General features: G+C 68.6%; 17 protein-coding genes and 4 pseudogenes. 9 read left to right on the top strand and 12 right to left on the bottom strand.

The features are described from left to right. Nucleotides 1-66 precede the first annotated feature (66 nt). Nucleotides 67-3,051: an RNaseH domain-containing protein gene (locus ACH4LD_RS07320; RefSeq protein ID WP_398058956.1), complete on the top strand. Its 2,985-nt coding sequence runs from the start codon at nt 67-69 to the stop codon at nt 3,049-3,051. A gap of 535 nt (nt 3,052-3,586) precedes the next feature. On the opposite strand, the pseudogene ACH4LD_RS07315 reads toward ACH4LD_RS07320, so the two are convergent. Continuing rightward, nucleotides 3,587-3,757: pseudogene (locus ACH4LD_RS07315) on the bottom strand (transposase); the annotation flags it as partial. A gap of 109 nt (nt 3,758-3,866) precedes the next feature. Beyond that, nucleotides 3,867-9,290 carry a sacsin N-terminal ATP-binding-like domain-containing protein gene (locus tag ACH4LD_RS07310; RefSeq protein WP_398054138.1) on the bottom strand — a complete coding sequence of 1,808 codons (5,424 nt, stop codon included), beginning with the start codon at nt 9,288-9,290 and terminating at the stop codon, nt 3,867-3,869. A 435-nt stretch (nt 9,291-9,725) separates the two neighbouring features. Between ACH4LD_RS07310 and ACH4LD_RS07305 the strand changes: the two genes are divergently transcribed. Then, on the top strand, nt 9,726-10,709 hold the full coding sequence (locus tag ACH4LD_RS07305) for a hypothetical protein (RefSeq protein ID WP_398054140.1): 984 nt from the start codon (nt 9,726-9,728) through the stop codon (nt 10,707-10,709). Between the two features lie 146 nt (nt 10,710-10,855). Beyond that, nucleotides 10,856-10,987, top strand: coding sequence for a hypothetical protein (locus ACH4LD_RS07300; protein WP_358691573.1), 132 nt, complete (start codon nt 10,856-10,858; stop codon nt 10,985-10,987). A gap of 1 nt (nt 10,988) precedes the next feature. On the opposite strand, the gene ACH4LD_RS07295 is transcribed toward ACH4LD_RS07300, so the two are convergent. The 4 genes and pseudogenes from ACH4LD_RS07295 to ACH4LD_RS07280 all read right to left on the bottom strand — a co-directional run. Continuing rightward, entirely contained in the window at nt 10,989-11,252 is a 264-nt protein-coding gene (locus ACH4LD_RS07295; protein ID WP_398054141.1) for a hypothetical protein, read from the bottom strand. A 522-nt stretch (nt 11,253-11,774) separates the two neighbouring features. Beyond that, nucleotides 11,775-11,966 carry a hypothetical protein gene (locus ACH4LD_RS07290; RefSeq protein ID WP_398054142.1) on the bottom strand — a complete coding sequence of 64 codons (192 nt, stop codon included), beginning with the start codon at nt 11,964-11,966 and terminating at the stop codon, nt 11,775-11,777. 648 nt (nt 11,967-12,614) lie between these two features. Next, nucleotides 12,615-12,935: pseudogene (locus tag ACH4LD_RS07285) on the bottom strand (MFS transporter); the annotation flags it as partial. A 144-nt stretch (nt 12,936-13,079) separates the two neighbouring features. Further along, nucleotides 13,080-13,239, bottom strand: a pseudogene (locus ACH4LD_RS07280) (LysM peptidoglycan-binding domain-containing protein); the annotation flags it as partial. 3 nt (nt 13,240-13,242) lie between these two features. Between ACH4LD_RS07280 and ACH4LD_RS07275 the strand changes: the two are divergent. From ACH4LD_RS07275 to ACH4LD_RS07265, 3 genes and pseudogenes are all read left to right on the top strand, one after another. Continuing rightward, nucleotides 13,243-13,554 (top strand): annotated as a pseudogene (locus tag ACH4LD_RS07275) (NAD(P)/FAD-dependent oxidoreductase); the annotation flags it as partial. Between the two features lie 124 nt (nt 13,555-13,678). Then, nucleotides 13,679-14,491: a hypothetical protein gene (locus ACH4LD_RS07270; protein ID WP_398054144.1), complete on the top strand. Its 813-nt coding sequence runs from the start codon at nt 13,679-13,681 to the stop codon at nt 14,489-14,491. A 53-nt stretch (nt 14,492-14,544) separates the two neighbouring features. Next, nucleotides 14,545-15,537, top strand: a complete 993-nt coding sequence (locus ACH4LD_RS07265) for a hypothetical protein (protein WP_398054145.1) — start codon at nt 14,545-14,547, stop codon at nt 15,535-15,537. Between the two features lie 937 nt (nt 15,538-16,474). On the opposite strand, the gene ACH4LD_RS07260 is transcribed toward ACH4LD_RS07265, so the two are convergent. From ACH4LD_RS07260 to ACH4LD_RS07250, 3 genes are all read right to left on the bottom strand, one after another. Beyond that, a complete protein-coding gene (locus ACH4LD_RS07260; RefSeq protein WP_398054146.1) occupies nt 16,475-17,143 on the bottom strand; it encodes a transposase in 669 nt (222 codons plus the stop codon). Nucleotides 17,144-17,439: 296 nt separating this feature from the next. Further along, entirely contained in the window at nt 17,440-18,195 is a 756-nt protein-coding gene (locus tag ACH4LD_RS07255; protein ID WP_398106166.1) for an STAS domain-containing protein, read from the bottom strand. Between the two features lie 90 nt (nt 18,196-18,285). After that, nucleotides 18,286-18,843, bottom strand: a complete 558-nt coding sequence (locus tag ACH4LD_RS07250; RefSeq protein ID WP_398054148.1) for a PP2C family protein-serine/threonine phosphatase — start codon at nt 18,841-18,843, stop codon at nt 18,286-18,288. A gap of 25 nt (nt 18,844-18,868) precedes the next feature. On the opposite strand from ACH4LD_RS07250, the gene ACH4LD_RS07245 reads away from it, so the two are divergent. Further along, a complete protein-coding gene (locus ACH4LD_RS07245) occupies nt 18,869-19,468 on the top strand; it encodes a hypothetical protein (protein ID WP_398054149.1) in 600 nt (199 codons plus the stop codon). Between the two features lie 310 nt (nt 19,469-19,778). Here ACH4LD_RS07245 and ACH4LD_RS07240 read toward each other — a convergent pair whose 3' ends face one another. Then, a complete protein-coding gene (locus ACH4LD_RS07240; protein ID WP_398054150.1) occupies nt 19,779-20,072 on the bottom strand; it encodes a hypothetical protein in 294 nt (97 codons plus the stop codon). Between the two features lie 502 nt (nt 20,073-20,574). Here ACH4LD_RS07240 and ACH4LD_RS07235 point away from each other — a divergent pair. Beyond that, nucleotides 20,575-22,056 (top strand): PP2C family protein-serine/threonine phosphatase, encoded by a 1,482-nt coding sequence (locus tag ACH4LD_RS07235; RefSeq protein ID WP_398054152.1) that lies wholly within the window; start codon nt 20,575-20,577, stop codon nt 22,054-22,056. An 8-nt stretch (nt 22,057-22,064) separates the two neighbouring features. Continuing rightward, nucleotides 22,065-22,547 (top strand): STAS domain-containing protein, encoded by a 483-nt coding sequence (locus tag ACH4LD_RS07230; RefSeq protein WP_398106162.1) that lies wholly within the window; start codon nt 22,065-22,067, stop codon nt 22,545-22,547. Between the two features lie 334 nt (nt 22,548-22,881). On the opposite strand, the gene ACH4LD_RS07225 is transcribed toward ACH4LD_RS07230, so the two are convergent. Both ACH4LD_RS07225 and ACH4LD_RS07220 read right to left on the bottom strand, forming a co-directional pair. Then, nucleotides 22,882-23,835 (bottom strand): anti-sigma factor RsbA family regulatory protein, encoded by a 954-nt coding sequence (locus tag ACH4LD_RS07225; protein ID WP_398054153.1) that lies wholly within the window; start codon nt 23,833-23,835, stop codon nt 22,882-22,884. Continuing rightward, nucleotides 23,832-24,650 carry an MEDS domain-containing protein gene (locus ACH4LD_RS07220; protein WP_398054155.1) on the bottom strand — a complete coding sequence of 273 codons (819 nt, stop codon included), beginning with the start codon at nt 24,648-24,650 and terminating at the stop codon, nt 23,832-23,834. The genes ACH4LD_RS07225 and ACH4LD_RS07220 overlap by 4 nt, the downstream gene beginning before the upstream one ends. Nucleotides 24,651-25,143 lie beyond the last annotated feature (493 nt).

The following is a 25,143-nucleotide window of genomic DNA, read 5'->3' as shown; positions in this document are numbered from 1 at the left end:
CCGCGGCGGAGACGGACCCGCATCCTCTCCCAAACGGAGAGACCGAGAGACGAGGTACCCCCGCTCATGGGGCGAAGCAACACGCAGCGGGATCTCACCGCGCACACCACATCGATCCGGTGCACCCCCGAGCTCCTGGACGGCATGACCGCCCTGGTCTGGGACTTCGGCGACTACCACTCGCTCATCCGCACGGCCTGGCGGGATTTGGGGAGCACGGCCTCAAAGAACGCGAAATGGATCAAGGATGTCCAGGAATCCGACCCCTTCCTGGTCCCCTATTCCATCGCTGTCACCGTGCTCCAGCAGATCACCGATGGCTACGTCTACCTGGACAAGTACCTGGCCTTCATGGTGACGCTCAACCCCGTGGAGCCCGACGCCCTCAGGACGGTCTTCACTTACCTGGAAGGCATCGTCCGCCGGATTCCTCTGGATGAGATCCCCTTCATGGATCCACCCACCTTGGCCCGACTGGTCGCGGACGTCGCTCCTGAGCGCCGAAGCCTGGCTAAGAACATCCTCCAAGAGGAAGACGGCAAGCCCGCCAGTCCGGACAGCTGGGCCTATGAGGCGGTGAAGTGGCACATCGCCAAGAAGCTGGCGGCAAAGCCCTTCCTCGACCGGGAAGTCGAGCCGGTCCGTGAGGCGTACGAGGCGACGAACGGCCAGGTGAAACACAGGACCGTCGGCTGGCAGCCCTCCGACAACGTCGCGGCCGTGCAGTACCGGCCCATCAGCAACGGTGACCTGATCGCCTGGGAACAGCCCATCGGCCCGGTCTTCGCCACCCTCGCCCACCCGGTCGACCTCGCCGAAGCGCTCAAGGTCCGTCCCGAGAACCCCACCCGCAGTCAAGTTCAGTACGCGCTGTCCCGCCTGTCGGTGAAGATGGCCACCTACACGGCCGAGCCGAACCCTGTCCTGAATCTTGACGCTCACATCCGGCGCATCAACAACACGGTGATCCACGCCAGCACCGTTCTCGTGGACCAGGGAACAGACCGGCCGATCATGTCTGTGTCCCTGGATGGGCGCGGTCTGCGGCAGACGAACAAGCATGCGCTGGAAATCCTGGCGAAGATGGACGCCGACCGGTCATCGCTCAACGCCATCGAGGAACGCGTCGCCGGTGAGCGCAGCCGCCTGAACGCCAGGGACGAAAATGGCAAGAGGATCGACATCCTGACTCCTCCTCCTGGCGCGATCAGGCCGACCATGCCGAAGACGGACTCCTTCGCTGTCGGTACCGGCGCCGGCATCTACCATCTCTCCCTGCTGCGGGAACACATCCAGCGAGTCTTCGGTGACGCCGTCTCCCTGCTTGACCTGAAGTCGAAGGGGAATGTCTTCGGTAAGCGTTCCCACGAGCCCGCCACCGCTGCCCAGGAGAAAGAGAAGCAACAGAAGAAGCAGGATGGCGAATACGTCGATCTCATCGGCAAGCCCTCCCCGGAGGGTATTCGCCGTTCCATCGAAGCGGCCGGATACAAGAAACTCCGCATCCTGTGCCTGTGGTACCGCGACGCGACCCTCACGCGGATGATCCACGGTCTCGCCCACCCCTACGGGCTGGACCCGGAGGGCATCGATCCGGACCCTGGCGGAAAGAAGTCCTTCCCGCTCGCGGACGGCATCGAAGCTGTCTTCTGCAACGCCGAAGCCCTGCTGGAGCACGGCCCCGGTACTCAGCGCGCCACTGACGCCCAAAGGATCGCCGGCACCTTCGCAGAACCCGGCGTCCTCCTCGCCGCCTGGTGTGAAACAGAGATCCCGGTGCGCGGCGAGGAACACGAGGGCATGAAGCCCGCCGAAGTGAAGACCGCCCTGGCGGAGAACGACGCCAAGCACCAAGTCGTCCGGGAGCTCGCCAAGGCTGCAGTGCCGTCCCAATTCCTCGTCGGCCGCGAGTACGACCCGTTCACCAAGACCTTCACCATCATCAAGAGGCCCGCGAAAGCCTTCGAGGATCACCGCGTCTACATGGGTCTGCTGGACCTCTACCGTTCGTGCGGGGTCGTGGACGACCGCTTCGAGCGTGCCCTCTACCCCGGCGACGACCCCTACCCGCTGCCCCGCATGGCCTTCTGCGGCATCCACATCCGCAAGCAGGCCACGGACCGCAAGTACAAGGGCCAGCCCAAAAGGATCATCACCGCCAGCGTGATCATCCCCTCCCCTGAACCCGGCGGCCCGTGGCGCATGATCGGCTGGAGCAACATCCACCCGCAGTGGGAGCACTACGCCCTCGCACAGAGCAACTTCCACGCCGCCAACTACCCTCTTCACACTGAAAACGGCGACGGCGAAATCCAGCGCTGGGCACAGGCCGGTGAAGACGTCCGCACCGCCCTCCAAGAGCTCCACGACGAACTCGACGGCCTGCCCTACGCCTTGATGATCGACGGTCACGCCAGCCGCCGTGTATGGCCCGGCCTCCACAACAACAAGCAGGGCCTCGGAAAAGATCCCGGGGAGCCGCGCCTCTGGCTCCCCGCAAGCGGACTGCCCCCGTCCTGGAATCCGGTCAGCATCATCCGCATGAACTGCGCGCAGGCGGAAATGCCCCGTCTGGTCGCCGTCACCGAGAAGCAGAAGAACGGCAAGACCGTCCCGCTCAAGACCTCCAGCGACCTCTACTACCCGGAAGCCCGGCCCGAAGGCCACCCCTGGTTCCTGTTCACCGAACCCCGCAACTACGGCAAGAAGCGCCATGGGCAGTGGAAGACCCGCTGGCGCGCCGACCCGGGGAAAGCATCGAAGAATGCCGACGAGCGCAAGGAGAACGAACTGAACGCACCCTGGTACAGCATGACCACCAGGGAGATCACCCCGATGCACACGCGGGACGGCTACGACCGAGAGATTCTCGCGGTTGCCGCGGCGCGGCTTTGTCACCAGGCGCTCTCCTGGTCAGACCGGACGCGATACCCGGCCCCGCTCCACGCCGCGCTTCAGATGGACCTTGGCCACCCCCAGTACCGACGCTCCGAGCCGAAGGACCCTGAGAGCATCGAAATCCTGAAGGAAGCCAGCGGCACCGACCTGTAGATACCGGGACGGCTCCGAGCCGTGGGGGGGGGGGGGGGGGCGGGCGGGGGCGGGGGGGGGGGGGGGGCGCCCCCCGGCCCCCCCCCCCCCCCCACGGCAGCAACGCTGGCCGCACTGCCCCTATAACGGGGCACCGCGATCTTCCGTCGATGGTTTGGACACCGCCTCCTGGTCGCGCTCTGAAGGCACACTGGCCAGTCGAGGGACTCGCCATATTCGCGAAGGCAAAGCCGTTCGGCGAGCTGAGCGAACGTGTGTGCCGTGTGGTCGGCCAGGCCCTACCACGCCCGGCATCCTTGCTCCCGGTGCTCCAGAGCCGGGAGTCCAAGCGTCAGTGCCCGTGCTGCCGGACGCCGCACTCTGTCATAGCCCCCTCCATGCGGAAGCCCCGTCGTGATGTTTCCGACGGGGCTTCGCCGTATCACCGGCGCTCTCACAAGTCTGTCACCAACTACGCCGACTCCCCCGGACCGCGATGCCCTGACCTGCTACTACGCGCCCGCCCTGGATTGACGTGGACGCCCAAAGACGGTCCCTACAACCTGGTCAGTTTGAGGAGGCGTTTGTAGCAGCAGAGGGCGGCGGCGAGGCCGAGGAAGGCCAGGTAGTTGCGGGGATGTCGCTCGTAGCGGGGTGACAGACGCCGGTAGCCGGTCAGCCAGGAGATCGTGCGCTCGATGACCCACCGACAACAGCCCAACCGTTCGCGACCAGGCCGGCGCCCTCTTCCAGCGACTGCTACCAGATTCGTCTCGGCCAGTTCTGACCTTGACGTGCAGCCCCGACTCATCTCGCGCTGGAGTTGAACGTCAAGGTCACAGCATGTACGAGAAGCGCAGTGCCCCGCCTTCCTCGCGGTAGCGGCCCCGGCCGCGCTTTCCGTAGGGGTTGGGGAGCATCTGGATGGCCATCTTGTGAGGGGTGAGGGCGTGTGTGACCACCAGGAGGCGCCAGCGGTCGTTGCCCGCGTGCTGGCGGGCCGCGCGGACCTCGCTCTCCCCCAGCTCGAAGCGGCCGCCTTCGCCCCCGGTCGCCTTCACCTCGTACAGGTAGGGCCGGCTGCCGGAGCCGACCCGGAAATCGAACCCGAGGCCGTCGTCGCCGGACGGGCCGGGGAAGGCTTTGCGGCGGTTGCCCGACACCCAGCATGTTTCGTCCATGCGGTCCGGGTAGCGCGCACACAGCCACTGGTATGCGTACCACTCACCCACGTACCCGATGGCCTCCCGCTGGGCCGTGGTCAGCCCGCTCTCCGTGCCGCCCCCGTACCGCCACCCGCGGGTGCGACCGGTGGCCTGGGTGCGCCCGGTCTGGGGACGGGGGTCCGTGAAGCGGAGCGGCCCGGCGGCGGTGATGCCCGGCGCCGAGCCGCTCTGCAGGACCCGGTCGAGTTCGCGGGTGAGGGCGGTGAAGTCGCCTGAGTGCACGTCGAAGTCGCGGCCGCCGACGGAGATCAACCGCCGTTTGCGCTCCCGTTCGCGGCGCTCATGTTCCGCCGCGTTGCGCACCCGGTCCAGGTCGGCCCCGGACAGCCCGTGCCGTTCGGGATCCGTCGCCACCGCCATCCCGTCGGGCCACTGGCCGAGGGCCGCTAGCCAGCCGACGACGTCGGTGGGGGACAAGTGTCGGAAGTCGAGCGCGCCCGCGGCCTCCAGCCGCGTGGTGACCTCCTCGGCGGGCTCGGCTGCGGTCAGGGCCGCGGGCAACGGGTGTCCGGCCGCCCTGACCAGGACCGCGAGATCGGCGGCCAGGCCGGTGATCGTACGGAGGTTCGCGCCGCGTACCTGGTCGAGGGCGGGCAGGCGTTCGCCTGACCGGGGCAACGGCACCGGGCGGCCCATGCGCAGCGCCAGCTGCTCCTCCACGTGCGCCTCCAGGCTCCCCGTGTCGGCCGTGTCCACGGTGTACGCCCATGCCTCCGGTGCGGTGATCCAGTCCAGGGCTCGGACCGAGGGCCAGTCGGGCACCGGACGGCGTGCGTCGAAGTCCTCCAGCACTGCCCAGCGCAGCCGGTTGACGAGCTCCTTCTTGCGCAGGTCCAGGTAGGTGCGGAGTGCCTCCTCATGCTCGTCGGCGTGGCTGACCGGTTCCAGGGGCGGGCTCATCGTGCGCAGGGTGTCGTTCAGCTCGGCGAATCCGATGCCCAGGTCGCGCCGCAGTTCGTCCGTACCGCGGGCCGCGCGGGCTCTGGCGATGAACTCGGATACGGGGACCGGGAGCTCGGCGGCGTACTCCTCGAGGTGAGTCTGGAACTCCCGGGTGTCGCCCGGCGGCGGCAGGAACAGCGAGTTCGCCGTCTCCATGCCGAGCAGGTGGACGAGGAAGGGCCGGGAGCGCTCCAGGACCACGCCGATGGCCCCGTCAATCCGGAGGCGTGTCTCCTCGACCTGGTGGACTGTGACTTCCAGGGCGTCGGCAAGCTCCTCCTGGCCCGGGTCGCGCAGGTCGGCGTGGCGGGAAGCGAGCTGGTGGGCGGCGAGGCGCAGCCGGTCGCCGAACTCCCGCCGTCCCAGCAGCTCGGCGACCGCTACCACGATGCGGGTGGTCTCGGGCCAGGCCGGCTCGCCTGCCGGGGCGAGGACGAGCGGATGCTTCGGATCGGGCATGGGCAGGACTCCGCCGAGGCGGCCCGGCAACGTCACTGGCCGACCGTCGAGCTCGATGTCCCAGGAGCGGTAGCGGTGCAGACGTACGCTCCGGACCAGGGACGTCAGCTCGCTAAGCTCGGCCTCGCTCGCCCGGGGGCCGCGCGCCAGGTGGTCGGAGAGGACGCTTACGGCCAGCGTGAGCCAGGGCAGCTGCTGGACCAGTGGTTCTCCCATGGCCCTGGGGTTAACCCGTGTGCCGTCCACGGTCACCGTGAACATCAGGTCGTCGGTGTGTCGGACGGTGGTGGGGTGTTCGGCCGCCAGCAGCTCGGCGACCTTCGCCGATACACCCGGCAGGGTGAGCAGGGGGCGCGCCATCTCCCGTATCAGCAGGGCCGTCAGGCTGTCGCGTTCACCGCTGATGTAGAGCACGGTCCCGGCATCACCATCGCCATCGCTCTCCCTGCCGTCCAGGGCGGACAGCGGTACGCTGATCAGCCGGTCCCCGGACTCAGCGAGCAGCCTGGCGCCCTTGGGCAGTGCGGGATGGGGCCGCCGTACGAGGTGCTTCCATGCGCGTTCGTTGGCGCGCTGCGCGGCGGGCCGGTCCTCTGCCCCCAGTGCCCCCTCCGCCGCGAGCCGTCCCAGCGCGGCGATGAGGCGGGCGCTGTCCCGGGGGTCGTCCCAGGTCGGCAGTTGCATCTCCCGAAGGCGGTCGCCCGCCTTCCCGCGTTCCAGAAGGTGGCGCACCCGATGGTCGACGGTCGGCGCGTACGAGGGCTCCTCCTCCAGCCCAGGCGGGCAGTGCCAGGCGTCAGCCGGCCGGACGAACCGGACGGCCCGGTCGCGGCCCCGCACCGGGAGCCATTGCTGCTCCCGGACGAAGGCGCCGAGCGGGGTCGGCACCCGTTCCCTGTCCGGGGGACTCTGGCTGCCGGCACTGGTCCAGACGCTGGCGAACCTCGCGTCCTCCCAGCTGGCCAGGCCATGCAGGACAAGCCGTGCGTACGCCAGCCGGGCCTCCTGCCCGAGGCGTCCGACGATGTCCTGGCCGGGGAGCCGCCAGGCGGGGGTTCCCCGGTACGGCGTCCGGGGGTAGTAGACACCGGGCCAGTGGACGTACGGCTCCCACTGCTCCTGCACCTCGGCAGACACCTTCGCCATGCGGACCAGCTGCCGAGTGCTGAGCTCCCGGCCTTGCTCTACCCAGCTCAAGGCGTCGGAGGACGTGACCGGGACCAGCCCGTCGGCCACCCCGGCCTCCAGCAGGAACGCCCGCCATTCCTCGGTCTCCCCCCGCTTGGCAAACTCATCGGGCGCGGCAAGGAGGCGTCCAGCGATCGCCTTGAGGCTCTTCGACACGTCCTGCCCGGCGGCGACCACCGCCGCCAGGTCCTCACCTACGGACGCGCGGCCCCAGCCCCGGCCGAAGACGGCGTCGCTCGCCCTGATCAGCCGGCCGTCCGCCGACGGTACGTACAGTCCGAGCGAGGAGATCTCCGTCCCGCCCAGCGAACGCTGCGGCTGCCAAAGCCGGAAGACGAACCGCAGGGTCTGGAGCCGCAGCCGGAGATCGGTGCTCGCGCTGAGCGCCTGTCGTACGTGGTCCAGCAAGCCCCTCGTGTCGTACGGCCGGACGAGCCCCTCCTGCTCGAGGAAGGCGCGGGCGGACCGCCCGCGCGTACGCTCGCCTCGGTCCTTCCAGACCAGCCCGGGGTGCAGGGAGAACAACCGCTTGCCGAGCAGGGCAGGGACGGACGGGGCCTCGGTCGGGTTCGCCTCCGTACGCACCGGCTGGAAGAACGCCTCACGGCGGACACCCTGATCGCTCGGCTTGCCCTGTGTACGGGTACTTGTGCCCCTACCCGCCCTGCCGAGGGGACGGTTGGTGTACCGCAGTGTGCAGTCCTCCGCGAGCAGCAACTGCCTGCCGTGCAGGACGTGCCCGTCGTCTTCGAAGAGGGCGGCCAGATCCTCGTAAAGCGCGCTCCACTGCTCGGGGGACTCACCGGGCCGTGGTAGGGGAAGGCCCCCGACGATCCGTTCCACGTACTCGGCGAGGATCTCCGGGCCCGGCTCCCACGGGCACGCGAGGGCCTTGCACAGGGTGGCCAGCCGTTTCAGCCGGCCCCCGCCGATCTCAGGGTCCGCCACCACGATCCCGGCCTCGTGCGCGCGGTGTGCCGTGAGAACGGTCAGGTCAAGGTCCGACCACAGGACCGCGCCCCGAGGCGGCGCCCAGCCCACCTCCGGCGGGGCGCCGTCCGCGGCGAGGACGGGCACGAGCGGTACGTCGGCGAGTTCGCTCCCGTGCACACGCAGAGCCGCCGTGCGGAGCCGCCCCGCCGAGCCCTTCTCACTCTCCCAGCTCACCAAGTCCACGGCCAGCTGCCGCATGGACAACTCGGGCACGGTACGCAGTACCGCGGCGGCCGCCAGACAGGTCTCGGCGACCGCGTCGAGCAGCAGCACGTTGAGGGGGTTGTCGGGGGGAATCCCGGTGCGATCGAACTTGGTGAAGAACGGGGCGTTCACGTGTCCCGGGAACGGCGCGGCCTGGTCCTCGCCCATCGGCAGGAAGGTGTAGATCTGCCCGCGTAGCGGTCGGCGCAGGGCGGGCAGCGAGAGTGCGACCTCGACGACAGCGGACCGCTTCCACTCCTGCCACGTGTCGTCGAGGAGTCCGGAACCCACGGCCTCGGCGAGGGTGCTGTTCAGCCGTTCCTTCTCCACGGTGCCCCGGGCTACGAGAAAGGTGCCGGACGTCCCCAGGTCCACGGTCGCGCAGGAGACGGGGAATCCGTGCCCTGCGCCGTCCTGCGCAACGGCGAAGCGCTCCTCGGAGCGGGTCAGTTCGTGCAGCTCGAGCGTCTCGTGGCCGTCGTCCAACTCGCCCGCCTCGCCACCGGCGGCCCGCCGTTCCAGCGTCAAGCCAGCCAGCCGGTCGAGGAACAACATCACGGGTACCTTCGCCTCCGCGAGCTCGCGCATCCGCGGCCGGACCTCGGCCCGGGCGGCCTCGCTCAGCAAGGGCAGCCGGACGATGGTTACGTACCCCTGGGCAGCGAGCTGCCGACAGGTCGCGGGCACATCGTCCAGCGGCAGCGGCGCCTGGAGCGGCGGATACTTGGCGGCCACCTCATGGGCGTTGTCCTCACCGGCGAGGAACTCCTCCACGTCGGCCCTCTGCGCGAAGCGGAAGCAGTACCCGTCCAATTCCGGACCGAGCGGGCTGTCGGGGTCCGCGCTGTAGATCTCAGGTGCCTCGCTGATCAACAGGATGCTGCGGAACCCGACGCCCTTGTTCCCGATGCCCTCGCCGACCTCCTTCGAGCTCTGCGCGAGCTCGCAGATCCGTTCGACGTTCCGCCAGGTGAAGGGTGTGCCGCCGTTGGCGACGTACAACGTCCCCCACTCGCCCTCCGCCTCGTTCAGCAGCACGTGGACCCGTCCGTCGCGGCGGTCCTCCGGATGCGCGTCGTAGCCGTTCTGCAGCAACTCGAAGAGCGAACGGCCGGCGTACTCCCGTGCGCTCGTGTACGACACGGCGTTCACCTGCCGTGCCATGCGCAGGACTTGCTCCGATCGGGCCCCTTCCAGCACGGACCGGCCGTACTCCCGCAGCTGCTCGGCCCGGGCGTTCCTCGCCATGGTCCTCCCCTCACCTCAGCGTGAAGAGGACGGTATCCCGCCGCACTGACATCGCGGGGCGCGAGGGACCACCTCATATTGGCGTTGTGAACACACGGTCTGCAATACGAGGCCGAACGGCCGGAGCAGCGCCTGGAACCAGGACATCAGGTAGGCAGGGGCAGGAGTTGAGGGACCGGGCAACCCCCGCCCCGACTTCAGGATTTCGCGAACTCACTGGCTCCCCGGCACCTTCTGTGGCAGGCTTCCGCGTGCCAGCAACGGGATCTCGCTCGTAGCCAGATCACCAGCTGCGCTTTAGCCAAGGAGTCTGCGGACGCACCCGGGCCACCGGCTTGTCTCTCACCTCATCTTTCACGTAGCAGGCACGAGTCTGCGGCGGTGTTCCCTACCGTGCCCGCACTCGTTGCCCATGCACCACACGGAGGCTCAGCCATGCCGGCACATTCCGCACCGTCGCATCTCTTCTTCCTGACCCAGCCCAAGGGCAACGGTGCCATCCTCTTCAGCATGCGGGGGACACCCCGCGGACCGGAACTCTCGAAGATCGGGACGTTCGAAGATCACGACGAATCCCAGCTGCTCGCCGCCACGCTCAACGCGGCTCTCCAGGGAGGAGTAGGCGCCCTCGCGAAGGTTCACGGGTGCTCAGCTTCCCTGCCTGGCCCCCTCAGGAAGGCGATCACTGACATCGCGGATGAGATCGAGGACACACACCGTGACGCTCCACGAGCCCGGGCTGCGCGCAGGGCCGCGCGGGCCGTCACGGAGAACCTGGGACAGCTCAACGCGGCCGTGTTCTCGCTTTTCAGCGCATCCGACTGCGGGAGCTGCCTAAGCTGCGGCTGCAATGTTGCCGAGGACTGCGCGAAGTGCGCCGTCTGCAGCTCGTCCCCTCGGGGCCGCGGCTGTGGGGACTGCGGCGGCGTTGGGGTAACGCCCAGGACCGCATTCGTTCTCCATCGGCGGCTGAGGGACCTTGCGGACAAGACGTACCGTGCCGCTTATGACCCCGACTTCTGGGAGCACAGCGTTCCGGTCAGCGCGGGGACTCAGTCGGACTGGTTCCTTCTTCACTGCGCTCGCGCGTACGACGACCTCGCGGCCGATCTACTTGCCGGCTGTATCCCGGAGCCGCGCTGTCTGGCCGAGAGCGTGCTATTCGGCTACGCCGTGGATGGCATCGGCGGGTTCAGTATCGAGTCCGTCCACGCGGACGAGGTCTATCAGACCCTTCCGACCTCTCGGTTCGACTTTGACTGGGAGTTCCTCGCTAATGAGAGCGGGCTGCTCGACGTCAGCGACAGGGCGCACGACTTCCTGGAAGCAGACGTGGCCGAAGAAGACCTGTGGGACGAGTGGTTCAAGCCTTACACGGACGTCGAGCCCCGGGCCATGACTCGCGGGTTCTGCTGCTGACGGTCGCCCGAACCCAAGCCATTGCTGGAACGGGCGTCCAGTCTGCTCGACTGGGCGCCCGCCCACGAGGTCTCCATACCGAGCGGGCCACCGAGGAGCGCTGACCGAGCCGGCGGCGCGCCGGTACCCTGAAGGCCACCACGATCATGGTCGACGGCACCCGACCCCTGGCGCCGTACGAGCGGATCTCCGCCGAGGAGTTCGCGGCCTACGAGCTGACCTCGATTGAGGACTCCACGGACGAGGACTGCGCGACCGGCGCCTGCCCGGTTCGGTAGCTCAGGCACCAGGTGTCCCCGCCCGATCCGTGGTCGGGGGCGCCTGCCTGGCGATGCCGCCCGAAACGTCGTCCTTGAAGGGGAACAGCAGGATAACCGCAGTCCCCAGCATGGCGCTGGTGCCGAACGAGCCTCCGCCGCTCTTGACGCAGTCGATAACCGGGTCACCGAGAACGCGCATGACCACGCCCCAGACGACGCCGATGAAGGCGGAGATGAGCAGACAGAACGCGACCGCGATGAGCCTCTTGTGGTTGGCGCTCACCGTACTTCCCTTCCGGTGGCTGGTAAGCGCGCGACGGCCTCGACCAGCCACCTGCCCCAAGACAAGTGACGTAGCGCTCCCTGTAGGTGCCACGTCACTGGACGTATCACTTTAGGAGCGGGTCGAGCCCTGCCGCTTCAGTCCTCAAGCGCCGGTACTCGGTTAACACAGCGGCAGCACTGGCGCCGCTTAACCTCGGTAAACCTCCCGTGTCGGGCAGGAGTGCCCTAAAGCGTCGTCGGCTGGACTAAGACCTCGATCGCTTTCAACACCCCCACTTCGCGGCGAGGGTGGCCCCAAACGGCCGCTAAGCCGTGGGGCACATCCAAAGTAGCACTCTCGGCGCCATCGACTTCCGCTCGGACAAGGAGCGCACTGCGGCCTACGCGAAGGCCACGAAGAAGCAGGCGAAGAGACGAAGCTGATGAAGCAGCAGGCCAAGCTCCAGAAGAAGCTCGGCGGCTGACCTGACGCACGAAGACCCCCTTGTCCGCGTTGGACAGGGGGTCTCTTCGTTGTTGCTCAGAAGTCGAACGGGCCGATCAGCTTGATCGCGGTACCCATGACGGCCATGAAGCCCGCGATGCCGGCCGAGACGATGCCCAAGGGCGAGGCATCGAACAGGGCGGCCACGCCCGCGCAGCATCCCCCGACGACAAACGCGACAGGGAAGCAGAGGGCGTAAGCGAAGCCCCTCTTCTGGTTGGCGCTCACCAATTCCTCCAGTTCTGGGACCGGTCGGTGAGCCCTGCGACGCTCGACCGGCCACCTACGTCGTAGATGTCAACCCCTCCAGCAAGCACGTCACGAAGACGCACTTCCTCCAGAGGAGTCACGGTCGAGTCAGTCGCGTTGGTCCGCCTCGCAACAAACCCGGAATTACCCTTGGGTTTTGCGTTTGCGTCGAGCCGGGTTGCTGCCTAGCACGACACTCAAGAGCCCCGGCTGGACCACATCCGGGGCTTCAAGGCCCCACGCTAGCGGGGCCTCGTAGTGCCGACAGAGTAAGGCCGCGCCGCTGTTGATCGCAAGCAAGGAGCCCCCGGCCAACTGACCTGGGACTTTGTGCAGTTGTGGCCCCGCCCGAGCGCCACGGGGAACGACGCTGGGGCGGAGCGGTCTCAGAGGTCGTGCATGAACGTGCGCCAAGGGCGGATGATGATCTCGCTGATAGGAGTGGTGCGGGGGGCTTCCCCGAGTGGTTCAGCGCCCAGGTCTGCGGCGGCTCCCACGATCCGTCCTTGCCGGACTCCTCGCCGCACATGTCGCACTTCATTTGGTGCGTCACGGCCCGCGCGTCCGGCTCGCGGTCGGGGCTGATCGTCCACCTCTCGTGACGGATGGCGGTGTGCGGCCCGCTCACAGCAGCCAGGCGACGATGAAGGCCAAAAGATTGGGGGCGTGGGCGATCGCCAGCAACGCGATGGCTCCGAGCACAGATCCAGTGGTCATGACGGCGCGTGGCCCGCGGCGGTCGAGAATGCGGCCGACCGGAATGCCAGTGAGGGCGGAAATGAGGAGGGCGCCGGAGAAAGCAGCCGTTGTTGCGGTCGTCGACCAGCCGGTGGCGGCGGCGATCTGGGGGTTCAGGACGGGGAATGCGTAGTAGACGATCCCCCAGCTGGTGATCTGCGTGGCGCAGAGCGCGGGCAGGGCAGCGCGAGGCCGTGCCAGCCACGTGATAGCCGGTGCCGATGGGCGCGTCCACCGGTGCGACGCGCGAGTGGCCGGCCGACGTGGGCCGGTGCGTGGGGGTGTGCCGCTGCGAAGGCGTCTGCTTCTTCGGGGACTTGTCCGGTGTGTGGTGGCCGGGCGTGGGCGCGGTGGTGCGCAGGCTGAGCCGCTGGCCGGGCACGATCAGGTCGGGATCGGCGCCGATCGTGGAGCGGTTGGCCGCGTAGAGCGCGCGCCAGCCGCCCCGGACGTCGTGGTCGCCGGCGATGCCGGAGAGGGTGTCGCCGTGCACTACCGTGTACATCTCGGCCCTGCTGACGTCTTCACCGGCGCCACCCGCGCGTTGGACGTGACCGTCCTGTTCATCGCCATCGGCCACGACCCGCGCACGGAGTTGTTCTAGGGCAAGTTGGAGCTGGACGACGAGGGCTACATCAAGGTCGCCTCGCCCTCAACCCGCACCAACATCCCCGGCGTCTTCGCCGCCGGCGACGTCGTTGACCACACCTACCGCCAGGCCATCACCGCCGCCGCCAGTGGCTGCCAGGCCGCACTCGACGCAGAGCGGTACCTAGCCGCGCTTGCCGACAGCAGGACCGAGAAGGCGTTGACCGTCGCACCGTCCTGACGGACTCGGGCTCCCGGGGCGGCCTCGCTCGTACATCAAGCTGCCCCGGCCATCCCGACTTGACAGTTAGGCGAGATACGTAAATCCCGCGCACTAGTACGACTTTCACCCATACCCTCAAGTCGTGACAACCACCACTGAGGAAGATCAATACCTCAGACGGATCCTTGCACTGCTGGACAGCGCCAGGCCGTACGAGAGCCTCACCCAATCCGATTCCAGGCAGTGGCAGGTACAGCCGGGCAGCGCCCTGGCCGGGGACGACGCCAAGACTGACCCCTACCAGGTGTCGCACAACGCTTGGAACGCTCTGGGCGTGGCCGTCGACCACCTCCACTGCTTCCGCTCCACGTTCGCGGACGACCCGCGGGACAACTCGGTTTCGATCACACTCCACACCCACGGGCAGTACTCATTGCTGCGAGGCGCTTTCGAGAACAGCGCCCGTGCTGTATGGATGCTCGGGCCCAACCAGCGCCTCGTCCGCGTGCAGCGGCGGCTGTGCATGCAGGCTGCTGAGAACAAGAACTCCGACCGCATGAACGCACTGCTCCAGCAACACCCCAGGCGGCCGCTGGACGTACGGATGCAGCAGCTGACCGACCTCGTCATCAAGGCGGGGACAGACCCGGCCGACGCCAAGAGGGTCCTCAAGCCCGCGACGTACTCGGAAATCGTGCGGGAAGCGGGGGCCCTGACCCCCATGGGCTCTGCCGAGGCCGAAATCGTGTGGAGCAGCTGCAGCTCGCTGGCACACGGCGACATCTACGGCACCCTCAGCATCCTGGAGCGCAACATCGTGGGCACCCAGGGACGCGTGAGCCTCGCACAGATCACCAGTTCCCCGAGGGTGCTTTTCTGGGCGACAGACCGCACGGTCGCGATGATGCAGCGCGGCTTCGACCTCTTCAAGGAACGCATCACCTGTCACCGCTGACCAGCGGCGCACGCACAGAAGCCACTGTCAGCACCGAGGGGAACAATCAACTCATGCGTGACCACCGCAGATTTAGAATGGCCGATGGTGCGGAACTCGTCGGCAGCCAGGGCGACTCGTTCGAGATGCGGGTCAGCATTCCTTCCGATGACAACGGGTTCTTCGGCCGCCAGTGCCCGGAGTGTTCGCTGGTCTTCCGCATGGACGTTCAGCAGTACGAGGCACTGCCCGACAACCTCGCCCTCTGGTGCGTCTACTGCGGACACCACGCAGAGCACTCGGAGTTCATGACCGAGCAGCAACGCGATCGCATCATGCGCGCCGCAGGTGACTTCGCCATGCAGATGGTCAGCCAGGAGTTGGACAAGATGTTCGGCGGGCTCGCACGCAGCTCGCGCGGCGGCAGCATCTCCTTCTCCTACAGGTCGCAGCCCTTCTACCCCCGCCCGCTGCCGGGCATCGACGAGGAGCAACTCGTCCGTGTCCGCACCTGCGCGGGATGCCAGAACAACTACGCGGTCTTCGGAGAACACCGATACTGCCCCGTGTGCGGTCAGCTGCCGGCCGCATCGATCGCCTTCGACGCCCTCCAGGCCGATACCGCCCGCCTGGACGCGTTGGAAGCCCTGCCCACGGACGCGAAGGCACTGCTCCGGGAACAGGGAGTGTTCACGCGCAACTGGGTCGACACCGTAGAGAACGTGGTCGGAGTAGTGGAAGCCTTGGCTTCCTCCCTCTTCCGCGCGGCCGTGCCGAACGCGGCCAGCCTCCTCAACGGCAAGGGGGCCATCTTCCAGCGTCTCGACCACATGGCCGACCTCATCGTCACCGCCGGCTTCCCCGACCTTCGGACCGCTCTCGGCTCGCAAACGTGGCAGCGCCTCCTCGAAACGTGGGCCGCTCGACACGTCTTCACCCATAACGACGGCATCGTGGACGAGAAGTACCTGATCAAGGTGCCTGGTTCATCCGCGCAGATCGGGCAGCGTCTCGTACTGACCGAAACCATGTGCCGCAGCGCCCTGGACGATGCCAAGGCCCTGTGAAACCCTCGTGGACGTGCTGCGCTAGAGGCGCGCGAGGGCACATCTAAGTCACATGAGCCTGGGAAACAGCCCCACGTACCCCTCATGCGTGCGCGATACGTGAGCGGACGGTCCGGCACGAAGTGTCACGAGCGGGATCGAGTAACAAGCCGCGTGGTGCTGACCAGGCAGAACAGCACCACGCGGCAGCGCCGCGCACCGCCCGGCAAGGATCCAATCCCACTCCTAAAGCGGGTGCCGCAGGTTCGAGTCCTGCCACAGGCTCCAACCCATCCTGACCAGCCCCACGACGAAGCCACGCCGGACCAGCTTCCGTTCTAGTGGTCGTCGCAACACCCCAGTTCAGGTGATGCGGTGGGCTTCGAGATCCAGAAGCGCCGCAAGGAGCAAGGGCCGCAAGCTGCAACGGGAGCGGGAGGAATGCTTCCGGCTCATACATCTCGGGTTCGGCAATCCCCTGGGGCGAGGCACCTTCACAGGCGTTCGATTTTGCAGGGGCGAAGGCTATGACCTGTTGGTCGCAAAGAGCCCCGGGCCGCTTCTACCGTGAGACGTGTGTCATCCCTGCGCCCTCGCGTCGAGTGCTCGGTGAAGGAGAACACGAGGGCAACGGTGCCGACGCCGGCCACGGCAGCACACCCGCTCGGAAGCCCCCGCCGGCCGCGCCTGCAGGGGCTTGCCGTCGAACGCCTCTCTCACACTCCTCGCACCAACTGCGTTGACTCCCCCGGACGAGAATGCCCTGACCTGCCATTACGCGTTCATCTTGGACTGGCCTGGACGCCCATGGACGGTCTCTACAACCTGTGCCATGTGGTACCCAGTGAGGGACCCAGGATCAGGACCGGAGCGTCTTCTGGCCCGTCGAAGCGGTATTGCAGGGTGTTCGGGGGTGTCTCACTCACGCCCCAGACCCTCTCACGTCTCACGGACGCCCCTATGACGCGGGGGTGCGGGAAACCGGTCTGACCAGGTTGAAGACCTCGCGTGCGGCATATCGCTTGAGGCATCGGATGATTTCACGTCGGGTCTTGCCTTCCTGGGTGCGGCGTTCGTAGTACGCCTGGGTGCGCGGGTCGTGGCGCAGGCGGGTGAACACGATGCGGTGCAGGGCGGCGTTGGCCTGGCGGTCGCCGCCGTGGTTGAGCCGGCGCGTGCTCCGCCGGCCCGACGAATACTCGACGGGGCTGACTCCGCAAAGGGCAGCAAAGGATGCTTCGGTGTTCAGCCGCTCGGGGTTGTCTCCCATGGTGATCAGCAGGGTGACGGCGCTGTCCGGGCCGATGCCCACCGGTACGAGCAGCTGTGGGGCGTGGTGTTCGACGAGTCGGGTCAGGCGTTGGTTCAGCTCATCGATCTGTCCGGTGAGCTGTTCGATGCGTTCGGCGAGCATGCGCAACGTCAGGTGGGTCGCCTGGGCCACCGCGTCCTCGTCTCCCCCACCATCGGGCGGGCTGAGGGTCGCGCAGGTGCGGAACAGCTCGGCATTGCCCAAGCTCGACAATTGCTCCCGCAGGGCGGGGTCGGCGATGACCAGGACGGCCTTGAGCTGGTTGATCGCCTGGGTACGGGCCTTGACCGCGGAGTCCTTGGCGAGTTTCAACATCCGGGCACTGCGCACCGGACCGTCGCCGGACTTTGCGCGGGCCCAGGCGCGACCGCTGAGCACGGGCCGCCGGACACTTCGGTCAAAGATCTCACGAGTCAGACCCCCGTCCGGGACGGCACTGCTCGACCGTCCCACTGATCTCGGCACCCCGACATGACCCGACCACAGCCGGGTGATTTCGCCCGAACCGGTGCTCACCGTGGCCTGGACGGGGACGACACGGAGTTGATACCTCGCCTACTCGTGACCGGCATTGACAGACGATTGCGTGCCATCAGGTGGCCTTCTGCTGCTCAGGCCATGGCGGCGAGCATCCTGCACCATTTCCGGCGAGGTGGCCGGGTGCAGGGGGCGAGCCGGCCAACGGTCCGGCCTTCCCATCCGGTAGGGGCGACGAAGCCGGTCTGGCCGGCTGGGAGCCGCTGTGACCATGCCTGGTAGTCGTCGGTTGTCCAGCCGATGCGGTGCAAGGGGACGACGGAAAGTGAAGGGTCGAGGAGCAATTTCAGGTGGGAAGCGTGGCGTATGCGCTCAGCGGCTTCGGCGGGGAGGGTGAGGGCGCTTTCGATGGCGGCCGTGTATGCCTGCGTCCGGTGCACGGCGAGGGACGGCCGCAGCGGGAGCCCGCTGGCGCGCCGGACAGGTGGTGGGCGTGGTCGACAGGATTGCACTCGGTGTTCGGGTTCCGGCGTCGAGGTGTGACCGCTCAGGGGCTGCCCGGCGTCGGTCGGTCCGCGTGGAGGGACGGTCCGGGTGGTGGGGGATGACCTGGCCGACGCCGGTGAAGTCGAGCATGCGCCGGACTCTCCCCCCGGGGCGATCAAGGCGAGGTGACCGCCGGTCTGCCGGGCGGCTCGATAGAGGTGGAGCAGGCGGGTCAGCCCGCTGGAGTCGAGGAACGTCAGACCGGCGAGGTCGAGCCACACGGTGGGGGCCGTCGTCCCCAGAGCGGGTCGTACGGCGTCGGTGAGCCGGTCAACGGTGTGGTGGTCGAGTGCGCCGGTCAGCGTGGCCAGGACAGTGCCGTCGGACAGGGTCTCGACGTGCACCGTGAGGGTGTCCGTGGTGGTGGGCGGGTGTTCTGGACGGCCGGGCACCGCTGCTCCCTTCGACGGTGCACGCTCGGTGGGGCGTTCGGTTCAGGGGGTCAGTTCGTCCTGGTCGGAGTCGCGCCATTCAGTGATCAGGACGGTGGCGTCGTCCTCAAGACGCCCTTGGTGGTAGTCGAGGATGGCGTGGACGAGGCGGCGCAGCGTCTCGTCCACGGTGAGGTTGCCGGCGTGGTGGCGGGTGACGAAGTTGATGAAGCGGTCCAGGCCGAACTCGCGCCGCTCCGAGTCGCGGTTCTCCACGACGCCGTCGGTGTGGAAGACGACCCGGTCACCGGGTTGCAAGTGCTCGCGGCAGACGGTTACCGGCAGGCCAAGCGCGGTTCCCATGGGAGCGGCCGGACGGCAGCGCAGTTCGTGGGACCACCGTCCGCCGCGGATGAGGACGGGGAGGGGGTGGCCGCGGTTGATCCAGGTCAGCTGCCCGGTCCTCAGGTCGAGGTCGGCCATGACGCCGGTGACGTACCGGGTGAGACCGAACTGCTCGATCAGAGCGTCTTCGATCGCCTGACTGGCCTGCGCGAGGTCGGCGCCCTGACGGCGGGCGTTGCGACAAGTGGCGACCGCCATGTTCGGCTCTGGCGTCATGCCCCATGGCGTCGAAGAGGGACTGGTGCAGTACGTCGCCCGACACGGCGTAGTCGAAGGCGTCCCCGCCGACGTCGTAGGCCGGCTCGGACACCGCGGCGACGGTGGTGGAGCGGCCGGCGAACGCCGAGGGCGGGGTGAGGTGCCACTGCATCTCGGCTGCCACGGTCATGGGCTCGGTCCTGACCAGGCGGGCGTAGGAGTCGCTGAACCCCCGCTTGCTCAGCAGCAGCAACGCTGCCATGGACGCCAGAGAGCGCAGGGCGTCCCGGGTGGTCTCGTCATCGTCGTCGGTATCGGCGCGCAGCACACCCAGACGCTCCACACCGTCGGTGACGGGCACCCACCAGCGCAGATGCCCTCGCTCGCTGGTCCGTCCGGGCTCGCTGACGAGATCCACTCGCTGGAAGGCCAGGCCCCCCACCGTCCCGTCGACGGCCGGCGTCAGTCCACTCTCGCCGGCGTCGAGGCCGCGCCCGGTGACCTGGCGCAGCAAGACGCCCTGGAGATCGACGAGAAAGAACGCCACCTCGTGCAGGCCCACCGCCTCGGCGTGGTCGGCCACCATCTGCGGCAGTTCCTCCAGCGCGGCCACGTGGCTGCGCATCATCAGGTCGACCAGTGAGGTCGTCACTTTCGCGGGGTCGGTCACGTCGGCGCGCCCTCCTCACCCTGTTCGGTCAGCCCGTCCCGACCGACCGACTACCCGCAAACGCCGAGCGAACCAGTCACCGACGGAAAAGACCGACTTTGTGACCCGGTACGAAGGACGGGGCGGCTGGGCATACGGCCAAGCCGGTAACCGTGACGTCCTGAAGATGAGGGCGAACACGGCCCCTGCCCTGCGTAACACCTGATCATGGCTGGCCGCCCACCGCCGCAGTCAGCACAGGAGGCGACGGAGCGACGGTTCGCGGACCCCGTGCCCGATGTGCTCATGCCGCGTCGTGCCAGGCGGCGATACCGGTCATCGCGACGGTGACCGGCTCCGCTACACCGTGGATGGCGAGGTGGGCGATGACGGCGGCAGCCACCCGGGCGTGGACGTTCCGGGCAGGGTCCAGCGCCCGCCGTCCCTCGGTCAGGACGCAGCGCACCTCGATGTGCCATCCCGAACCGCCCGGCGCCCGGTCGGCGCGAATGCCGGCCTCGGGCAGCGTGCGGTGGGGCGTGGTATTCGCCCGAGTGGGCGCTGCGGCTGCCGCGAGGCGGGGTTGCAGGCCGGCCACGCCAGGGACTGCGAGGGCCGCCTCGGCCCGGCGCCGAGAAGCTCGGTGGTGCCGGTGGCGGTCATCACACACCTCCACCGGTCACGAGACGGGGGCCGAGGGACGGCCACTTGCTCCAGTACGTCGACCACGGTGATGTCGACGGCCGTCAACCGCGAGCCCCAGGTTGTGCCAGGCCGAGTGGAGGACTGATCGGCGTACCTGGTGGACCTGGGACCTGGTCGGGCAGCGGTCGGTCGAGTCGGCCAGTGTCATGATCACCGCACGCCGGCGCCACCGGTCGCCTGGCAACGGGACCGGCACCATGCCGTCGTCGTATGACATCTCGAGTCGAGGTCCAAGGACGGGGTCAACCCACCGGCGCCGGCCCGGCACATCGCACGGGGGCCGCGACCGGGCCCCGGCTGACGGCGGCATTGGCGTTCGGGTGTGTGGTCGATTTAGGCTGCGTCGGTTCGTGCCGTTCACGGCGGCAGCCCATCGACGGAGAGGAAAGCCGATAATGCAGCAGGCGTCGGCCACCGACCCGGCTCCCGGGCGCCGCCCCGAGCTGGTGCCTGACCCCGATGTGGAGGCGGCCCGGATTGCGGCGGTGCGCCGCTACGACATCCTCGACACTCCGCCCGACGGGGCGTTCGACCGGGTGGCGGCGATGGCTGCCCGGCTCTTCGACGTGCCGGTGGCGACGGTCACGATCGTGGACACCGACCGCATCTGGTTCAAGGCCGCCCACGGCCTGGAGGGTGTCGCGGAGATCGGCCGTGATCCGGGCCTGTGCGGCTCGGCGATCCTACGCGATGAGACGATGGTCATCCCCGACACTCTCAAGGACCCCGTCGCGGTGGACAATCCGCTGGTCGCCGGTGAGATGGGGGTGCGTTTCTACGCCGCCGCGCCGATCATCACGCCCGACGGGCACCGGCTGGGCACGGTCAATGTCCTCGACACCCGGCCGCGCTCGATCACCGAGGAGGACACCGCCACCCTGGCCGATCTCGCCGCGATCGTGCTGGACGAGATGGAGCTGCGGCTGTCGGCGCTGCGCGCCCTGCGCGACGAGCAGGCCCGCCGGGAGGCGGAGCAGCGGCACGCCGAGGCGGAACGGGCGCGGGCCGAGGCGGAACGGGCGGCACGGGAGAAGGCGGAGCAGGACAAGGCCGCCATCGCCGCGTTCGCCTCCACCCTCCAGCGCACCCTGCTGCCCCCGGCCCTTCCTGTGGTGCCGGGCCTGGAGCTGGCCTGCCACTACCGCACCGCCTCCGCCCACGATGTGGGCGGTGACTTCTACGACGTCTTTCCCCTCGACGGCGGCCGGTGGGCGTTCTTCCTCGGTGACGTGTGCGGCAAGGGCCCGGAGGCGGCGACCGTCACCGCCCTGGCCCGCCACACCCTGCGCGCCGCCGCCCAGGTCAACGCCGACCCCGTCACCGTGCTGAGCGCGCTCAACACCATGCTGCTCACCGACGTCACCGCCGGCCGCCGCTTCTGCACCGTCGTCTTCGGCCTCCTGGAGCCCCGGGAGGCCGGCGGTTTCACCGTCACCGTCGCCACCGGCGGCCACCCGCCGGCCTACCACCTTCGCCCCGACGACAGCGGCGCCGTCTGGGTGCGGGCCGTGCACCCCAAGGGCGGCATGCTCGTCGGCGCCTTCCCCAAGGCGCCCTTCGCCCAGACCACGTTTCCCCTGACGGCCGGGGAAAGTCTGTTCCTCTACACCGACGGGCTGATCGAAGCCCGCACCACCGAGGGCGCCATGCTCGGTGACGACGGCCTGACCGGCTTCCTCCACCAGCGCACCGGGCCCGTCACCGCCACCTCCCTGGTCGAGGACAGCATCACCCTGCTGGCCTCGCTGCCCGACGGAGCCGGCGACGACGTGGCTCTGCTGGCCCTGTCCGTCCCCTACCCTCACACCACCCCCGACGGCAGTGTCGCTGCCACCGCCCGCACCGCCGCCGCGCCCGAACACTTCGGCCAGGAGTGATGACCGACGTGACCGACACGCTGCAGCTGACCGTCCAGCACCCCCGTCCCGGCCTCGCGATCGCCACCGTCGTCGGCGACGTGGACACACGCACCGCGGACACCCTGCGCCACGAAGCCTCGGAGATCATCCAGCAAGGGTGTCCGCACCTGGTTCTGGACCTGTCGCTGGTCGGCTTTTGCGACTCCGCCGGTCTGAGCGCGCTCATCGGCCTCTGGCACGCCGCCCAAGCGGCGGGCGGTGCACTCCGACTCGCCAACATCCCCGACCGCCTGATGCGGATGCTCGTCCTCACCGGTGTCGACGCAGTCCTGCCGGTCCATGCCACCGCCGCGGAAGCCGTCACCACCATGACCGACAGCCGATCCACCAGTGCCGGCGGGCACGGCTCAATCACCCACGCCTCCACAGGCGGCGGGGCCGGTGAGCCGACCGGGGTGGAGCGCATGGCCTGCGACAGCGTGCACAACCCCTCTGCCGACCTGAGCTGATCGCACCGACCCGCCAAAGGGCTTGTACCAGCGGTCGGGTTCAGCCTCCCGCCGGAGCATCGGGCCCGAGCTGATCCCTTGCCCGGGCGCCGCGGGGGAAGAGAGCCGCTTGCATATCACTTCGATCTCCCGGGCACCGACAGGCACAAGCTGTCGGCTTCACATGCGAGGTCCTGACGGCCGACGGGATGACCAGCTGACCGTGACCGGGCGGTGGTCAGGCCAACGAGGGGACTCCTCCCGGTTTTTACTCCCGTGGACACCCACAGCGGGCGTCAAGCGTCGGCCCCGGCTGCGGCCAGGCGCTGCCGACGCGCTTCGGCCGGCCCACCGATCAGTCCAACGCCAGGTGCATACGAACGATCAGGCCCGACGGCGGGGTGCGCATCTCGACCAGGTCGCACAGCTGGTGCATCATCCAGACGCCCCGGCCGCCGGCCGGGGACAGCGGATCGGGACAGCGTCGGCCGACGAGCGCGTCGGTGAGCCGTCCACGATCGCTCACTTCGGCGATGAGGGTGTCGGCCGTGCGCCACAGCCGAAGAATGCCCTGTCCTCCGCCGTGCCGCACCGAATTGCCGGTGGCCTCGTTGACGGCCAGCAACCAGTCGGTGTGACGACGCGAGGACAGGCCGGCCGTCTGTGCCCAGTGCCCTGCGGTGTCACGGACATCGGCGAGCTCCCGCTCCGTGAAGTGCAGGACGAGTGGATCCGCCGGCTCCTCCAGAGGCTCGTCGCAGTCGCGGCACACCGTCTGCGGGTCCTCGTAGCGCTGGCTTTTCCGGTAGCCGTCAGGGTCTCCGAGGACGGGGTGTGTGCGATGCGCCTCCGCCAGCACCCGCTCCGGCAGGGCGGTGTCGTAGGGGCACAGGATCGTGACGGGCCGGCCGTCGAACGCCAGGTTGATCAGCGCCTCGTGACGGGTCGCTTCCCGCACCTCCGCCTCGGTGCGCCCGACCCAGATCGGTTCGCCCACGATGGACGGACGCCGGTCCGGGTGCCGGTCCGCGAATTCCTGGAGCAATGACAGGATGCGCCCGGGGTTGCGTCCGGCCTGCCGCATGTCGACGAAAGTGACGTTCTCGTCTTCGACACCGACGACTTCCCTGAGCAACTGCAGTCGTGGACCGGGAACGGCGACCAGAACAGGGCGTCCGCCGGTCGCCTCCGCCCGGACGAACTCGCCCACGCCTCGCAGGTAATCCTTCTCCGTGGTGTAGAAGAGGGCAGGGTGGTGGAAGAGCGGATCGACCCGGCTCGCCGCCGACGTGGGGGTGTACGTCGTCACCGCCCGACCTCCTGCAGGCCGGCCCCGAGATCGGGGAAAAGCTCCAGAATGCGGCGAAGCGCGGGCGGCGCCCCGACGATCCGCAGCGGTGTCCCGGAGGGACGTCGCTGCGCGGCGTGGGCGATGTCGGCCAGTGCGGCGACGTCGAGGTGGTCGAGGCAGGACAGGTCCAGGGTGATGTCCTGCGCCGGCGAGGCCGCGAGAGCGGCTGACGCCGAGGCGGCCACGCGGCGGCTCTCGTAGCCCGCCGATCCGGACAGACGGAAGCCGGGCCGACCGGCCAGAGGCACGACCGAGAGCCCGGGCCGGGCGTGGGAGCGAGGCTCGGCGCCCGCCCGGGCCAGGTGGGCGCCGGTCAGCACGTCGAGGGCCTCGGGTGCCAGCAGGCGGCGGTCGTAGAAGCACCAGGCCGTCAGCGGCAACTGCTCGAAGACCTCGTGGTGGATGCGCAGCTCGTATTCCAGCAGGCGCTCCGCGCCGGTTATGTGCCGGGCGCCCCAGGACATCTCGCCGATCACCCGCAGGTTGCCGTACCCCTGACCGAGGGCGGTCTCGACGGCGCGGCCCCACAGACCGATCATGGCGTCCGGGTCGAAACGGGCCCCGGCCAGGTAGGTCTCGTCGGCGGTGGTCACCACGAGCTGTCCGCGCCGGACCGCGGTGTCGGCGTCGACGCCCCGCTCGGCGAGCGTGCGCATCACGAGGCGGGGGTCGGTGACATCGGCGAAGTACTGCACCTGCTCGTCCCTGTCGAAGCCCGCGCGGACGAAGGGCACAAGGTGAGCGGCCCACTCGTCGTCGGTGGAATACTCCACCGCGACATGACGGTCCGCCGCGGGTTCGCCGTCGTGAGATCCGCATACGGCGTGCATCAGATCGCCCGCCCTTCCCGCGTGCCCCCGTTACCCACCATGGGCGCCCATCACCCTAACGCAGGGCTCGGAAGACTCGGGAAACCCTCACTCCCACCGATGAACGTTCCATGAGCGTCACGGTGGAGCGGCCATGCCGTCACTCGGACGTGCCGGCGCTGTCGCCGGCCCCGTCCGCAGCAAGTGCGTCCAACGAGGCGGGGCTGCGGGTCGGCACCACTCTCAACCTGGGCGCATGTTTCCCCCGAACAAGATCCGCAAGGCTGGGGGCTCCAGATGACCCGGGCAACGCACTGACGGAATGCGTGGGCCTCCCTGCAAGTGCAATCGCAAAGCAGGGGGCTCCCGGAAGCGTCACAGGAACAGAGACCGCATGAGGCGCCCACCGCATCGTCCGCTCAAAGTCCTGTCAGGACGGACGACAGCGAGGTCTCGC

The sequence above is a fragment of the Streptomyces sp. NPDC017676 genome (assembly GCF_044329325.1).
Taxonomy (GTDB): domain Bacteria; phylum Actinomycetota; class Actinomycetes; order Streptomycetales; family Streptomycetaceae; genus Streptomyces.
The sequence above is the reverse complement of the archived record's forward strand: the minus strand, read 5'-3'. Positions and strand labels throughout refer to the sequence as shown.

What these genes read in the sequence shown, in the direction of transcription:
- ACH4LD_RS07320 (WP_398058956.1), top strand. Translation starts at nt 67, where the DNA reads ATGGGGCGAAGCAACACGCAGCGGGATCTCACCGCGCACACCACATCG.
- ACH4LD_RS07310 (WP_398054138.1), bottom strand. Translation starts at nt 9,290, where the DNA reads ATGGCGAGGAACGCCCGGGCCGAGCAGCTGCGGGAGTACGGCCGGTCC.
- ACH4LD_RS07305 (WP_398054140.1), top strand. Translation starts at nt 9,726, where the DNA reads ATGCCGGCACATTCCGCACCGTCGCATCTCTTCTTCCTGACCCAGCCC.
- ACH4LD_RS07300 (WP_358691573.1), top strand. Translation starts at nt 10,856, where the DNA reads ATGGTCGACGGCACCCGACCCCTGGCGCCGTACGAGCGGATCTCCGCC.
- ACH4LD_RS07265 (WP_398054145.1), top strand. Translation starts at nt 14,545, where the DNA reads ATGCGTGACCACCGCAGATTTAGAATGGCCGATGGTGCGGAACTCGTC.
- ACH4LD_RS07260 (WP_398054146.1), bottom strand. Translation starts at nt 17,143, where the DNA reads ATGTTGAAACTCGCCAAGGACTCCGCGGTCAAGGCCCGTACCCAGGCG.
- ACH4LD_RS07250 (WP_398054148.1), bottom strand. Translation starts at nt 18,843, where the DNA reads ATGACGCCAGAGCCGAACATGGCGGTCGCCACTTGTCGCAACGCCCGC.
- ACH4LD_RS07235 (WP_398054152.1), top strand. Translation starts at nt 20,575, where the DNA reads ATGCAGCAGGCGTCGGCCACCGACCCGGCTCCCGGGCGCCGCCCCGAG.